Source organism: uncultured Streptomyces sp. (genome assembly GCF_947488945.1).
Lineage (GTDB): Bacteria > Actinomycetota > Actinomycetes > Streptomycetales > Streptomycetaceae > Streptomyces.
This window is the reverse complement of the sequence record NZ_CANLBS010000010.1, coordinates 39785-54916: the sequence shown is the minus strand read 5'-3', so window position 1 is coordinate 54916 and position 15132 is coordinate 39785. Positions and strand designations below refer to the sequence as shown.

At 71.2% G+C, this 15132-nt stretch carries 5 protein-coding genes and 1 pseudogene; 4 read left to right on the top strand and 2 right to left on the bottom strand.

The genetic code is table 11. The annotated features are described in order from the left end of the window. The first annotated feature begins 71 nt into the window (after window positions 1-71). The 3 genes and pseudogenes from Q0994_RS17790 to Q0994_RS17780 all read left to right on the top strand — a co-directional run. Window positions 72-1181: a hypothetical protein gene (locus tag Q0994_RS17790; RefSeq protein ID WP_299535824.1), complete on the top strand. Its 1110-nt coding sequence runs from the start codon at window positions 72-74 to the stop codon at window positions 1179-1181. A gap of 76 nt (window positions 1182-1257) precedes the next feature. After that, window positions 1258-2124 (top strand): DUF3592 domain-containing protein, encoded by an 867-nt coding sequence (locus tag Q0994_RS17785; RefSeq protein WP_299535821.1) that lies wholly within the window; start codon window positions 1258-1260, stop codon window positions 2122-2124. Between the two features lie 106 nt (window positions 2125-2230). After that, a pseudogene (locus Q0994_RS17780) lies at window positions 2231-2359 on the top strand (IS5/IS1182 family transposase); the annotation flags it as partial. Window positions 2360-2449: 90 nt separating this feature from the next. On the opposite strand, the gene Q0994_RS17775 reads toward Q0994_RS17780, so the two are convergent. Further along, window positions 2450-3172 carry a hypothetical protein gene (locus Q0994_RS17775; protein ID WP_299535819.1) on the bottom strand — a complete coding sequence of 241 codons (723 nt, stop codon included), beginning with the start codon at window positions 3170-3172 and terminating at the stop codon, window positions 2450-2452. 19 nt (window positions 3173-3191) lie between these two features. Next, window positions 3192-3809 (bottom strand): hypothetical protein, encoded by a 618-nt coding sequence (locus Q0994_RS17770; RefSeq protein ID WP_299535817.1) that lies wholly within the window; start codon window positions 3807-3809, stop codon window positions 3192-3194. A gap of 653 nt (window positions 3810-4462) precedes the next feature. On the opposite strand from Q0994_RS17770, the gene Q0994_RS17765 reads away from it, so the two are divergent. Then, window positions 4463-15112: a non-ribosomal peptide synthetase gene (locus tag Q0994_RS17765; RefSeq protein WP_299535815.1), complete on the top strand. Its 10650-nt coding sequence runs from the start codon at window positions 4463-4465 to the stop codon at window positions 15110-15112. Window positions 15113-15132: the final 20 nt, after the last annotated feature.

Sequence of the window (15132 nt, the reverse complement as noted above, 5' to 3'; positions counted from 1 at the left end):
AAACGCCGTTGGGGGGAAGAAAGGCGGCCGGACGCCTACCGGGCCGCGGCCCGGGCCGCCACAATCCCGGTATGAGGATCACGCCGGCCCCTGCGAGCGCACTGCCGACGCGCCGCACCCTCCTCGACCTCGCCCGCGGGATCCTCACGGGCGCGGTGATCGGGAGCTCGCTCGCCGCACTCGTCGTCGGCACTGTCCTCGAACGCGTTCCCCTGCTGGTCGGCGGCTTGGCCGTCCCCATCGCCTACGGACTGCTGGTCCTCGCCGCTGGGGCGCCCGAGCGCGCACGCGAGGCGGCCATCGTCCCCCGTACCACGCTTGCCAAGATCGAGAGTCTGCGTGCCACCGGCGGGGAGACCAGCGACGTGCCCGTCCGCTTCGACCTCACCGTCGCACCGGACGGCGGACCGGCGTACCGCGTCGAGTCCACCCAGTCCGTCAATCTCGTCGACCTGCCCGACTACGAACCAGGCGGCATCGTCGTCGTCCGGTACCCACCGCACCAGCCGTGGGCGGTGAAGCTGGTGAAGCGCCCGACACCGGAATGGGAGGACCGCGCGAGCGCGGCCCGCATCGATTCAGCACCCGGCCCGGCCCTGACCGACGAGCGGCCCCCGGACAGCACCGTCGGCGGCTACCTCACCCTCCTCGCCCTGCTGCTCGGCGCGGCCGGCGTGGTCTTCTTCTTCCGGGCCGACCTCTTCGGCCCGGAAGACCTTACCGACCGGCCCCCCTCGGCCGGTGGGCCCGCCGACCCCGGCGCCCCGTCCACCACGATCGTCTCGGCCGCGTCCGGCACCGTCGCCCTCGGCCCCGGGCAGTCGCTGTTCGACGAGGGCCGGCTGCGTTCGGCGGTCGATTCGCTCGCCGAGGGCGACGACGGAGAGCGCCAGGCCCTCACCGTCGTCGTGCAGGACCGCCTGCTCACCGTCGTCTTCACTCCTGCGGGCTCGCAGGCACCCGGCTTCGACCTGGACGCGCTGCCCTACCCGCGCATCCCCGCCCTCGTCCGGGAGGCCAGAGCCACTCTCGGCGTCCACTCCCCGCAGACCTGGCAGCTCACCGCCGAGAGCCTGTCCGGCGCCCTCACCCTCAGAGTCGGGGTGGCGGGCGCCGACGGCGCCGCCTCGTTGGAGGCGAACGGCCACGGCGAGATCGTGCGGCGCGTCCCGGCGCGCTGACAGACGGACGGGACGGGCGCCCGAGGGGAACGGGTGAGCCGGGCGGGGCAGGCTATGAGGACCAGGAGGAGCATGGATGGGCCGGCATGGATATCTGGCGTTGTGGTGCATCGTCCTCGGCGCCGTCGCGCTCGTCGGATACGGACGGTCGCTGGCCGGGGTGACCCGCGGCCAGCGGGCGGTCCGCGTCATGGGCCGGATCGAACGGGTCACGGAGCCCCGGCACGGGAGCTCGGGACGCGACGGGATCGCCGTAGTCGTCACCTTCCGCGATCCCGCCACCGGGCAGGAGTTCACCGTCACCAACGACGGCGAGTGCGGCGACCGAATCAGCACGGCCTGGACGGGCCGGGAGATCGGCATCCGCTACCCTCCCGGCCGCCCGCACGCCTACCGCTTCACCACCGACCCGGACGCCGGCCGGAGCGGCCTCGGCCGGCCCAACTTCGCGGTCTTCCTCATCTACGTCGGATGGGTCGTCGTCGCCTCGATCGACTGGGGCTGGCCGTGGGCCCTCATCGGCTTCGGCGTGCCCTGGACACTGCTGGGCGCGACCTACCTGCCCGGGGCCGTACGCGATTCACGTCTACGGATCGAGGGCCTCGCCTCCGGCGCCCCGGTCCCGGGCCGCGTCATCGCCGTACTGAAGGACGTCACCGTCGACGAGGACGGCGAAACCGCCACCAGCCACACCCCGGTCGTCGCCTTCACCACCCACGACGGCACCGCCGTCATCGCCTACCGCACCGTAGGGCTGAGCGATCCCGCCCGTTCGCGCGGCCGGGACCTCACGATCCACTACCACCCCGACAACCCGGTCGTCTTCACCACAGACCTCGCCGCCGAACACCGCTCCCACGTCGGCGAGATCGCGTTCGCGGTCGGGGCCCTTCTCGTGGGGGTCGCTGCGGCCGTGGCGGGAGGGATCTTGATCGCGGGCTGACGCCCACCGCCCCTGACGAGCCGGTCCCGCGACCGGCACGACGTCAGACGACATCCGCCGCCGAATCGCCGGTCACTTGCTCGTCGCGCCGCACAGCAGACGCACGGCCCGGGCACCCGTCGAACGACGCATGGCGCGGCTGAGGTCCTGGCGGCTCTTGCGTAGATCCCGCATCGTCTCCCACCGCATGAGCGTCATCACCGAAGCCGTCCTCACCCTGGAGAGGCACCACTGAAAACGCTCCCTGAACGGGGGAACGAGCAGTGTGAGCACGTCAACTCCGTTGAGCCGAAGCAAGATAGCTGTCGCATGGGCAGGCTTCTTGTCACCGGCGGGGCCTACTGTGCTGGGCGGCTGGTCGCGCGTGCGTGAGTGCGCTCCACCGCTCCCGTTCGTCCACGTGGTTATCGACTGCTGTTGCCCGGGCCACCTCTTCGGCTTCCTTCGGTGCCGGCTCACCCTGGCGGGTGAGCAACTTCAGCGGCCAGGCGGGAGTGTCCGACTGTTCGCCGTCGAAGGGGTGCCAGTTCCAGGCCGCATCGAACCGCCAGGCGCGCCCGTCCCGGTCGGCAACCTCGTCACCCGGTTCGAGGAAGGCGTAGGGACGGAAGACCAGCTCGATGTGTATCGGTTCGCCGCCGGCCGGATCGATCGTGCAGCCCTGGTCCTCGAGGGAGGCATCGTGGGTCTCACCCTGCTGCAGGACCTCAAGGTAGGACGCGGGCCGTGGCAGCATCCCGGTGACCAGGGGCGGATCGAAGCGGTGGACTGCATGGACGTGCACCACGGTCGCTGGGATTCCCACCAGGCAGGTGTCGCCCGGCTTCAGTGCGGTCTCCGCCGGTTCCGTCCGGAAGATCTCCCACTCGCCGGCCGCGGGCGTGGGAAGCGCCCTCTGGCCGTTCCACCTGAAGTTCTCGGCCTGTGGGTCCACTTCCCACCACGGCCACTGCACGGACACGTGGGAACGGGTGATTTCGATGACGGCGGTCTCCGTGAACTGGCAATCCAGCGACAGCACGTCACCGGGCCTGAAGTCGTGGCTCATGAACGCATTCTGCATGCCGTCACTGACCGTGGTCGATCGCCTTGGCCAGGCGCTCGGCGTGGTCTTCGAGCAGTGGTGGGAAGGCGCCGTAGTAAGACCGGTGGTCGGTGGTGCGGAGCCAGTGGAAGACGGTGTGTCGCTCCCGGGTCCAGACGGCACGTAGTCCCCATGTGCGGTGGGCAGGGTGCGACGTCGGGCTCGCCTTCGGTGACGCGGGTCCAGATGTGGGCGCTGACGGCCAGGCGCCGCGGTCGTCGATGAGGGGCTTTCGGCGGCTGGTGAGGTCCGGTAGCCGGGTGAGCATGTGCTGCCGGTTCTCGGGTTCCAGCGTCCAGGTGGCGAGAACCTCGCGTCGGTGTTGGTGGTCGACGGCCGGGCCTTCGGGGGGGTCGGCGGTGATGGCGTCTAGGGCCTGTTCGCATGCGCGGGCCGTGCCGCCGGTGCGGAGGCGGCGGTTCGGCAACTGCGTGTAGCCGAGCCTCTTGTTCTCGGGCTCGACCCCGAGGAACTGGAGGCTGATCGCGGAGGTGCGCCGATCGCGTACGAGAACCCACCGGCCGAGACGTTCGAGTGACGTGCCCCACAGTGGGACGAACGTGCGAACACGCAGCGGACTGCGGGCCATACTGACGGTCATGACACCGACGGCACATCCGTGGGCGCCTGCTGTTCGCTGCCGAGCGCAGGCCCCGAGCGCCCGGCCGAGATGTCGCGTTCGTCCGGCCTCCCGGTGCTCGTCGACGCCGGGGGCGGGCTGGTGGACCGTGTCCGTGCCGTCCTCGCCGACGCGGAACTCGCCCACCAGGAGCGGACCCGTGCGTCGGCCCGGTTCCGCGCCCGTCCCGACTCGTGCCCACACTGCCGCACCCTGCGTCGCCGTGCCGCTCGCTCCTCGCCCCGCGGTCGCACCCGTACCGGCCACGGTGGGTCCTGCGGCCTGGCCGACGGGCTGGTGAGCCCGCCACAGTCGGACCATCCCGAGTCGTCGGGCACCACCGCGAGGGATCCGGTCGAGGCGCTGGACATCGCATCGTCACCCCTGGACCTCCGGGCCCCCGGACGATCCGGAGCCGGTCCCGCTGCGGGAACCGCCCAAAGACACGGTCTGGTGCCGGACGCGCTGTCCGGCGACCATGCTCGGGGGACGGTCGTCGTCGGCCGGGTGCGCGAGCGGAAGTGGAAGCACCGCGGCAAGCCCGCTCCGAGCGGGCTCGGGCAGGGCCCCGGCGTTCGCCCGCGATCTTCTGCCACTGCGTCATGCCTGGCCGGTGTGGCAGGAAGGAATCCGTCATGAACCTCCACACGCTCGCCCGCATGTATGCCGACGGCGAGATATCGACGACGGGGATACTGACCGAGCTCGGCAGACGCGTGGACATTCCCCTCTCCGAGGGGCAGCGCGGCCTGTGGGCGCTCGCCACGATGGAACCGGAGACGTACGCGTACAACGTTCCCGTGTGCTTGTCGTTCGCGGAGGTGGATACCGCGGCGCTGCAGTCCGCATTCCGCGACACGCTTTCCCGGCATCCCCTTCTCTCGGCCCGGGTGCGCGAGACGGATGACGGGCCCGTTCTGTCCCACGGAGATACGGACGGTTTCCTCGTCGAGCACGTGGACATCTCCGACGTGCCGTCCGGCCGGGTGCTGAGCCTGTTGAGGGAAAGGGCGAGGTTACCGTTCGACCTGGCCGGTGATTCCCTGATCAGGCTGGCTGTCCTGCGTCGCTCCGCCTCCGAGGCGTACGTTCTGCTGGTCGTCCATCACCTCGTGATCGACGGGGTGTCGGGGCGTCTCGTCATCGACACGCTGCTCCGTTCGTACCGGGCGCGGGTCGAAGGGCGGGACGTGCCGATCGAGGTGGGCTCCGCCTCGTTCGGTGAGTTCGTCGCATGGGAGCGGGACGGACTCACCGGCGAGCGCGCTCACCAGGACCGCGACTTCTGGGTGCGGGAGCTCGCCGGTGCGGACGTCCTCACAGGGTTGCCCTCGCAGGTGGCTCTGCCGCCGGACGCGCCGCACGTGGGCGAGGTACACACCAGCCGGCTGTCGAAGGAGCGGGCCGCCGCCATCGCGGCCTTCACCGCCGCACAGGGAATCAGCCCGGGAATCTTCTTCCTGACGGCCTTCCTGACTCTGCTGCACCGGTACACCGACAACGAGGACCTCGTCATCGGGATGCCGGTGGCCGGGCGCCCGACGGAACACTTCGACCCGGTCGTCGGCTACTTCGTCAACACACTGCCCGTCCGGAGCAGACCGGACGCCTCCGAGGAGTTCACGTCCTTCGCCCGGCGCGTACGGTCCACGGTGCTCGACGTACTCGAGCACGGGAGCTACCCGTTCCACCGCATCGTGGACGATCTCGGTGCCCGGGGCGTCAATCCGCGGTCACCTCTCTATCAGATCGTGTACAACTACCAGGATTCCGCTCTCTCCGGCTACCTGGGCGAGCGGGCCCGCGCCACCGGCGAGACGGACTTCGAGCTCGTCGACGGGCTGTACCAGCTGGGTGAGTACGACCTCACGGTGGACGTGGCTCCCGGTGACGGGTTCCTGGTGAACTGGAAGTACCATCCCGACGCCTTCTCGGCCCGGGCCGTCGCGGGCATGGCGGAACACTTCGCCACCCTGGTGGACAGCATCCTCGACTCGGACGGGCAGGCGCCGACAGGCAGTCTGAACCTGCTCGGTGACGAGGAACGGCACCTCGTCACCGAGGCGTGGAACCGCACCGAGGCCGACTTTCCCGCGGATCGGACGTGCTGGCATCTCTTCGCTGAGCAGGCGGAGGCGAACCCGGACGCCCCGGCGGTCACCTGCGGGGAGGGGACGCTCACCTATCGCGAACTCGCCGACCGGAGCTCGGCGCTGGCGCAGGCGTTGACGCGTCGGGGCATCGGCCCCGGGGACGTGGTGGGGGTCTGCTACGAACGGTCGCTCGACCTTGTCGTGGCCCTTCTCGCCGTGATGAAACTCGGCGCGGTGTACCTGCCCCTGGACGGCCGGCTGCCCGCCGACCGCCTCTCCTCCATGGTCGAGGACAGCGGTGCGCAACTCGTCCTCTGCCACGAGGCGGTGATGGACGGGCTGGCGGCCCTGGCCACGCCGGAGGCGAGACTGTACCCGACGGACCGCCCGGATGATCAGGCCGGCGGGGCGGGGCCGGCGACGGGGGAGACGAGCGCCGATACGCCGGACTCGCGTGCCTCGGCACCGTCGGCCGCCTACATCATCTACACCTCGGGCAGCACGGGGAAGCCCAAGGGTGTCGTGGTTCCGCACACGGCACTGACCAACTTCCTGCTGGCCATGGCGCACACGCTGGGAGTGACCTCCAGTGACCGGCTGCTGGCCATCACCACGCACAGCTTCGACATCGCCGCCCTGGAGCTCTACCTCCCCCTGATCACCGGCGGGCAGGTCTACGTCTGTGAATCGGCCACGGCCGCCGACGCGACCCTGCTGGCCGACAAGGTCGCCGAATGGCGGCCCACCCTCCTGCAGGCCACGCCGGCGACCTGGGCCATGCTGGTACGCGTCGGCTGGCAGAACACCGAGGGCGTCACGATGCTGTGCGGCGGCGAGGCGTTGCCCGACGGCCTGAAGGACCAACTCGTGGCGCGCGGCGAGGCATGGAACCTGTACGGGCCCACGGAGACGACCATCTGGTCGGCGGCCAAGCGGCTGCGCCGTGAGGAGCCGGTGACCATCGGCAGCCCCCTCGCGAACACCCAACTGTACGTCCTCGACCAGAACGTGAGCCCTCTGCCCATCGGCGTGACCGGCGAGCTGCACATCGCCGGCGACGGGGTCGCCCTCGGCTACCACCGGAAGCCGGAGCTGACGGCCGAACGCTTCCTGGACAACCCGTTCGGGCCGGGACGGCTCTACCGGACCGGCGACCGCGCGCGCCGGCTGCCGAACGGCGAGATCGTCGTCCTGGGCCGGACGGACAACCAGGTCAAACTGCGCGGCCACCGCATCGAACCCGGTGAGATCGAGGCGGTCCTGGAGGCACGTCCGGACATCGGCCGAAGTGTCGTCCTGCTCGAACACGCCGGCCTGTCGGACCGCCTCACCGCCTACTACACCAGGAACGGGGACGCGCCGGTCGACTCCGCGCTGCTGCGCGCGGAACTCGCCAAGACCCTCCCCGCCTACATGCTGCCCGCCGCATTCGTGGCCCTGGACGCCTTTCCGCTCACGCCGCACGGCAAGGTCGACCGGGCGAAGCTGGCCGGTGCCGCCCGGACGGCACCGCTCGCGGCCACCGAAGGTCCGGTGGCCGCGCCCGACATCGAGCGGACGGTGCGCGGGATCTTCGAAGAGGTGCTGGGCGCGCGCGACATCGACCGCGCCGCAGGCTTCTTCGACATCGGCGGGGACTCCTTCGCGGCCATCGAAGCGGTGGCGCGGATCAACCGCGAGTTCGGCTGCTCACTGCGACCCACCAGCGTTTTCGCGCACCCCTCCGTCGCGGCGATGGCCCGGCACCTGACGGGCCTGCTGCCTGCCGGGCACACACCTGCGGCGCAGCCGGTCGGGCCCGAGCAGCACCCTGATCCGCACCAGACTTCTCCGGCATCCGACGACGCCTCGCTCGACGCCTCGTTCGACGACTCGATCGCGGTCATCGGCATCTCCTGCCGGTTCCCGGGAGCCATCGACCACCGGGCCTTCTGGTCCGCCCTCGTGGAAGGACGCAGCGGTGGCACGTCGTGGTCGGCCGAGGAACTGCGTGCGCTCGGAGTGCCGGAAGAACTGATCACCCGGCCCGGCTATGTGCCGCAGCGGTCGGTCGTGGACGGCAGGGCGGAATTCGACGCGGCGTTCTTCGACATCTCCCCCCGTGACGCCGAGTTCATGGACCCCCAGGCACGCCTGCTGCTGCAGCACGCCTGGCAGGCGCTGGAGGACGCCGGTTACCGCCCGGAGGACGTTCCCGATACCAGCGTCACCACGTCCACGAGCACGAACTTCTACCAGGCACTGCTCCCCGCTCTGATGGCCAACGCGTCGGGCCCCCGAGTCCTGGCCGACTCCGAAACCTACGCCGCGTGGCTGTTCGCCCAAGGCGGCACGGTGCCCACGATGATCTCCACCAAGCTGGGCCTGCACGGTCCCAGCATGGCGGTGAGCACCAACTGCTCTTCGGCGCTGAGCGCGGTGCACGTCGCCTGCCAGGGACTCCTGGCCGGCGATGCCCAGCAGGCGATCGTCGGCGCGGCCAGCCTGTTCTCCGCGGGGGAACTGGGCTACGTGCACCAGCCCGGCCTGAACTTCTCGAGCGACGGGCGCAGCCGTGCGTTCGCCGACGGCGCCGACGGCATGTCCGGCGGTGAAGGTGTCGGAGTGGTCGTCCTCAAGCGCGCCAGTGAGGCGATCGCTGCCGGCGATCACATCTACTGCCTGATCCGCGGTATCGCGGTGAACAACGACGGCGGAGACAAAGCGGGCTTCTACGCGCCCGGTGTGCGCGGCCAGGCCGAAGTGATCCGCAAGGCGCTGGACAAGGCGGGCACGGACCCGTCGACGATCAGCTACGTCGAAGCCCACGGCACGGGCACGAGGCTCGGCGATCCCATCGAGGTCGCGGCCCTGACCGAGGCGTACCGCCACTACACGGAACGCAGCCAGTACTGCGGCATCGGCTCGGTCAAGAGCAACATAGGCCACCTGGACGCGGCTGCCGGCATCGCCGGCCTCATCAAGGTGGCACTGGCTCTTCAGCACGGAGAGGTGCCGCGGACCCTGCACTGCGACGCGCCGAGCTCGGAGATCGACTGGGAGGAGTCGCCGTTCTTCGTGGCCGACCGGAATCTTCCGCTGGACGGCGACGGGCCCGCGCGGGCGGGACTGAGCTCCTTCGGGATCGGCGGCACCAACGTGCACGCGGTACTGGAGCAGGCGCCGACCGGTGCGCGCGCCGCCGGACGTCCCGGCCCCCACGCCGTGATCCTCTCGGCCCGCGACGGGGAGCGGCTCGGCGCCCTCGTCCGGCAGCTTCTGGAATTCCTGCCGGGATACCGGGACGCGCACGGCGATCTCGCGTCGCTCGCCCACACGCTGCAGGTCGGGCGGCGGCCGATGGCCGAACGAGTGGTCTTCCTGGCGAACGACGTCGACGGGCTGATCGCCACCCTCCAGGCGTACGTCGAGCGCGGGGCGCGCGGAACGGTGTTCGAAGGTACGGCCCGCCGGCCCGAGGACGAGCTGCTCGGCCTCTTCGCCCGCCCCGGGGAGCTGCGGGACCTGGCCGCCCGGTGGGTCGAACGCGGGGAGTGGGACAAGGTCGCGCCGCTCTGGGTCAACGGCGTCGACATCGAGTGGCACGCCCACCGCGGCTCGAATCCGCCGGTGCGGGTGAGTCTGCCGACGTATCCGTTCGCCGGAAAGCGGTACTGGCCGGCGGCCGGGGCGGCGTCGGCCGCTCGCACCGCCGACCCGCTCGACGCGACGTCGTTGCTCGTGGCCGCGGCCGGGCCCGGGAGCGTCGAGACGTACCTGTCCGGTCGCACGTCCGCCGCGGACGAGATGGACAGCCTCTCGCGCCCACTCGTGCTCGCACAGCTCGTGGCGGCGGGACTCTTCGACGCGCCCGTTCGCCGCGACCTGATCGGGCAGGGGATCACGCCGTCCTTCGCCCAGTGGCTCGACCACACGGTGACCGTGCTGCTGAGCCACGGAGAACTCGTTCGTGAGGGCGGTTTCGTGGCGCCCAGGAGGAACGCGCCGGGCCTCGAACAGGCGTGGCGTGCCTGGCGCGCGTGGAAGGACGCCCATGCCGACGATCGGGAGCTGGCGGCCAAGACCGGCCTGACCGAGCGCATGGTCGATGCCCTGCCCGCGATCCTGTCCGGGCGGACGAAGGCCACGGCGGTCATGTTCCCGGGCGGCTCGTTCGAGCTGGTCGAACCGGCGTACCGGGGGAACGCGACGGCCGACTACTTCAACGACGTGACCGCCGGCGTGGTGCGCGCGGAGGTGGACGCCCGGCGCGGCACGGTCCGGCTGCTGGAGATCGGCGCGGGCACCGGCAGCACGAGCGAACGCGTTTTCGACCGGCTGAAGGGCCGCGACCTCGCCGAGTACTGCTATACCGACGTGTCGAAGGCGTTCCTGATCGAGGCGGAGCGGCGGTTCGCCGGCCACGTGCCGTACGTGTCCTTCACGACCTTCGACGTGGAGCGGGAACCCGGCGCACAGGGACTCGCCGAGGGCCACTACGACATCGTCGTCGCCAACAACGTCCTGCACGCCACCAAGGACATCGTGCAGGCGGTGCGTCATGCCGGAGCACTGCTGCGGCCCGGCGGAGTCCTCGTACTCAACGAACTGGCCCGCAACGACTGGTGGTCGCACCTGACCTTCGGGCTCCTCGAAGGGTGGTGGCGGTTCGCGGACGGAAGGCGCATCCGGGGCGGACCGGCGCTGTCCCCGGACACCTGGCGCGAGGTGTTGCGGGAGTGCGGATTCGACACGGTGGAGCTGCTGGCGGAGCCCGCGCGCGACCTGGGCCAGCAGGTACTGCTGGCGCGCGCCGGTTCGCCCGTCCCGCGCCGGGATCCGGGGCCCGCCGCGTCCCGTTCGCCCGAGGAGCACGTCCGCGCGACCGTCGAGCGGACCCTCGCCGAAACCCTGAAGCTGACCGCGGACGAACTCGCGGGCGACAAACCCTTCGCCGACTACGGACTGGACTCGCTCACCGGCGTCTCCCTGGTGCACCGGCTCAACGAGTCGCTGAACACCGACCTCGATCCGAGCGTGCTGTTCGAGAACCCGTCGATCAGGCGGCTGACGCGTTTCATCGTCGACGAGGAAGGTACCGCCCTCGTGACCGCGGTACCCGAGCTGCCTGTGACAGTGCCCGAGCCGCCCGTCGCCTCCGAGCTGCCCGTCGCCTCCGGGCCGTCCGTCACCTCCCCGCCGTCCGCGGTGTCCGGGCCGTCGGGCGGTGGCCGGGAGCCCGTCGCGATCGTCGGCATGAGCGGCCGGTTCCCGGGCGCCCGTGATGCCGACGAGTTCTGGGACCTGCTGGTCTCCGGCCGTGACGCCGTCTCGAAGGTGTCGCGCTGGGACCTCGCGTCGCTGGGCAGCGTCTGCCTGGACGGAGGTCTCCTGGACGGCGTCGACGAGTTCGACCCGCTCTTCTTCGGGATCTCCGGTGCGGAAGCCCTCTACATGGAGCCGCAGCAGCGGTTGTTCCTCCAGGAAGCGTGGCGGGCGCTCGAGGACGCGGGCCACGCGGGTGAGTCGCTCGACCGCGACCGGTGCGGCGTCTACGTGGGCTGCGCCGCGGGCGACTACCTGGACCTGACGGGGCCGGCCCACTACCCGGGCCAGGCGCTGTGGGGCAACATGAACTCGCTGGTGCCGTCCCGCATCGCCTACTACCTGGATCTGCACGGGCCGGCGATCGCGGTCGACACCGCCTGCTCCAGCTCGCTGGTCTCCCTCTACCTCGCGTGTCAGGCGCTGTGGGCGGGCGAGGTCACCACGGCGATCGCGGGCGGGGTCTACGTCCAGAACTCGCCCCGGCTGTATCTGGCGGCGTCGCGGGCCGGGATGCTCTCCCCGACGGGCCGGTGCCGTTCGTTCGACCAGGCGGCCGACGGATTCGTGCCGGCCGAGGGGGTCGGTGCGCTGGTCCTCAAACGGCTCTCGGACGCCGAGGCGGACGGCGACCACATCCATGGCGTGATCCGTGGAATCGGGATCAACCAGAACGGCACCACGAACGGCATCGCCGCGCCGAACGGGACGGCGCAGGAACGGCTGATCCGGCAGATCTACCGGGACTTCGCCATAGACCCCGCGGGGATCAGGCTGGTCGAGGCACACGGCACCGGCACCAAGCTCGGCGACCCGGTGGAATTCCGGGCGCTCGACCGGGCGTTCCGCGGCTTCACGGACGCCGAGCGGTTCTGCTCGCTCGGCTCGACCAAGGCATCCATCGGCCACGCGCAGGCCGCGGCCGGCGTGATCGGCGTCATCAAGGCACTGCTGGCGATGAGGCACGAGGTGATTCCCGGTCTTCCCCACCACACCGCGACGAACCCCAGCGTCACGCTGGCCGGCAGCCCGTTCTTCGTGCACACGGAGCCGAAGCGGTGGGACGCGCCCGACGGCGGCAGCCGGCGCGCCGCGGTCACGTCGCTCGGCGCGAGCGGAACCAACGCCCACGCCGTCATCGAGCAGCCGTCGGTGCCGCGCACACCGCCGCGGGACAGGCAGGACGGGGCCCGGTTGGTCGTGCTGTCCGCGGCGACGGAGCACGCCCTGCGCGAACAGGTGACCCGGCTCGCGCGCCACTGCGGCGAGCATCCGGACCTCGACATCGGCGACGTGAGCCACACACTTCTGCTCGGCCGCAGGCACCTGCGGCATCGATGGGCGAGTGTGGTCCGGGACGTCGCTGAACTGGAGAGCCGGTGCACCACCTGGCTTTCGGGTCCGGAGATCCCGGCACCGAGCGCGGACTCGGCATCGCGGGACTCCGCGCTGCGGGCACTCGCCCAGCGGTTCCTCGACGGCGAGGTACCCGACTTCGCCGGGTTGTTCCGCGACAGCCGCTACCGCCGCGTCCCGCTGCCCGGCTACCCCTTCGAAGCCGAACGCTACGCACTGCCGGACCGCGCGGCGGCGGACGACGGGCCGCGGCGCGACGGAGAAGTCCTCACCGATCACGAGCTCTACCTGCGTGAACACCAGGTACGGGGAACCGGGATCGTCCCGGGGGCCCTGTACCTGCAGTGGGTCGCGGCGGCGGCGGGGGAGAACGCGGGCGACGCGGTTCGCCTGCACGACATCGCCTTCCTGCGGCCCCTCTCGGTGTCGGGGGCGCCGCGTGCGGTGCGGGTGGTTCTCCGCGCCGACGGCGACGTCACCCGGTTCACGGTGTCCTCCACGGAGTCCGCCGGGGACGAGCCCGTTCTCCACTGTCAGGGCGAGGTGTCCACCGCGAGGCCGACGGCTGCACGGGCGCTCGATCTGCCCGCGTTGCTCCGGGACTTCCGGTCCACGGCGTTCGACCCCCAGCGGTTCTACGCCGAGTGGCGGGACCGCGGCATCACCTACGGCCCCACGTTCCAGGGGGTCGTGGCCGTGCACCGCGGCGACGACGCGGTGCTCGCCCAACTGCGTCTGCCCGGCGGGTCGTCGGGAATCCCGGACGGACCCGCGCCGCACCCGGCGCTGGTGGACTCGGCGATGCAGTGCATGCGACTGCTCGACGGTGACGAACGGGGCGGGTTGGTGTTCGGCATCAAGTCGGCCGAGATCCTCGCCCCCGGCGCGAGCACGATGTGGGCCCTGGTCCGCCGTGCCGAGGACGCGCGCGGCGCGGACCGGATCGACATCGACCTCGCGACCGACGACGGCACGGTGTGCCTGCGTCTGCGAGGCATCGCAGGCCGTCGAACCGAGCAGAGGCCCGATCCGGTGGACGGTGCCGCCACGCTGGTGCCGGTCTGGGATCCCCTTCCGCGGACGGCATCCACGACATGGCCGCGAAGTTCCGAGTCCGTGGGCGTCATCGCCTCGCCGGGTCAGGCGCGGGACGCTCTCCTCGCGCGACTGCCGGGCGCGCACGTGGTAGCGGACCCGTCGCAGGGTTCTCACGACGAGCTGGGGAGGTCCGTCCGGTCGGCCCCGCGACTCGACCATCTGATCTGGGTGGCGCCCGGCGCCGTGGACGACCGGTCCGGTGCGAGCGTCGTCGAAGGCCAGTCCACCGGATCGCTGCACGCCTTCCGCACGGTGAAAGCACTTCTGGCCGCAGGGTACGGCGATCGCTCCCTGGGCCTGACCCTGATCACCGAACGGGCGCACGCCGCCCATGAGGGCGAGGCCGTCGATCCGGCGCACGCCGGTGTCGCCGGCCTGGCGGGGTCGGTCGCGAAGGAGTACCCGAACTGGCGGGTCCGGGTGGCGGACGTCGAGGACTACGGAGCGCCGTCCCTCGCCGCCGTGCTCGGCCTGGCCGCGGACCCGGACGGCAACCTGCGCGTCCACCGCGACGGCCGGTGGCACGAGCAGCGGCTGATGACCGTTCAGCCGGCCGCGCCGACGTCGTCCCGGCTGCGGCAGGGCGGCACCTACGTCATCATCGGCGGGGCGGGCGCCCTGGGCACGGTCATCAGCGAGTACATGATCCGCAGGTACCGCGCCCAGGTGGTGTGGCTCGGACGCAGGCCGCAGGACGCCCGCATCGAAGCCGCTGTCGCCCGGGCGGCCGGCGCGGACGGGCCCCCGCCGCTGTACCTGCGGTGCGACGCCACCGACCTCGCGTCCCTGCGGGCGGCGAAGGACGGGATCGTCCGACGGTTCGGCGCGGTGCACGGCGTCATCCACGCGGGCCTGGTGTTCTCGGGGGCGAGCGTGGCCCGGATGAGCGAGGCGCAGTTCGAGGACGTGCTGCGCGGCAAGGTCGACGCAAGCGTCCGGTGCATGCAGGTGTTCGGCGGTGAAGCGCTCGACTTCGCACTGTTCCTGTCCTCGATCAACTCCTACCTCAAAGCCATCAAGCAGGCGAACTACGCGGCCGCCTGCACCTTCCTCGATTCGTTCGCCCTGACGGTGCGACGCCGCTACGGCGCCGCCGGGAAAGTGCTGAACCTGGGCTACTGCTTCAACAACGCGCCCACCGAAGGGGAACGGGGCGCCGTGGTCGGAGCGCAGGCGCCGCTCATCCAGCCGGACGAGCTGACGGCGACGATCGAACGACTGTGCGCGGCGCCGGTCAGCAGGCTGACGGTGATGAAATTCAGTCCCGCGCTGAGCAACCGGGGCATCGTTCTGGGCGACGACGAAGTGGTCCTGCCCACGGCCGTGCCGCCCGACACCGTCCCCACCGACGTCCAGGAACCGGCGGCCGCGCCGGCCGGCGAACTGGAGCGGCTGCGCGCCCGCACCGCAGAGCTGACCGCGCTCGCGATCTGACCGCGGCCTTCGAAGGGACT